The following is a 545-nucleotide window of genomic DNA, read 5'->3' on the forward strand; positions in this document are numbered from 1 at the left end:
TACCGACCCGCAGCCGTTCTGGAACTGTTGGATCAGCACCAGCACGGTGCGGAAGTTCACCGCATCGGCATCGCCCTTCGCATCGCCCACCCTGATGATGCGGCTGCCCTTGGCGTCCCATACGAACTGACCGCTCTCGGGGTCCTGTATCAGCTGCATGCCGCTATCGAGCAGCTGCTGCAGCTGCATCACACGGTAGTCGAAGGCGTCTTCGTGGATCTCCGGCAGAAACGCACGCTGGTTGGTGATGTCGGCCGGCTGGTCCATCGGCACCGTGCGCAGGACCAGGATGTCCAGGTTCAGCGGAGGGGCGGCATTGAAGGTGATCGTGCTGGTGTTCGCCCGCAGTCCGGTCACCGTGTACTGCGATGGCGGCACCAGGCTGTATACGGGATGCGTGCCGGTGAACACCTGGATATGCGAGGCCACGAATGCGCGCGGCCCGGGGTACGCGGTAGCGACGCCGTTCCCCACGTAGGTCTTACGGCGGTCGTTGGCGGAAATGGTCATGGGTGCATCGGCTCGAGAAAGAAGAAGCCCCGCTT

The 545-nt window shown here is 63.5% G+C and carries 1 protein-coding gene; it reads right to left on the reverse strand.

Going from position 1 to position 545, the window contains the following annotated elements; genetic code table 11:
• A partial coding sequence (locus tag WDC87_RS21905; protein ID WP_336331340.1) for a hypothetical protein occupies positions 1–510 on the reverse strand: 510 nt, incomplete at its 3' end.
• Between the last annotated feature and the right edge of the window lie 35 nt (positions 511–545).

It is taken from the genome of Stenotrophomonas maltophilia group sp. Smal12, assembly GCF_037079935.1.
Lineage (GTDB): Bacteria > Pseudomonadota > Gammaproteobacteria > Xanthomonadales > Xanthomonadaceae > Stenotrophomonas > Stenotrophomonas sepilia.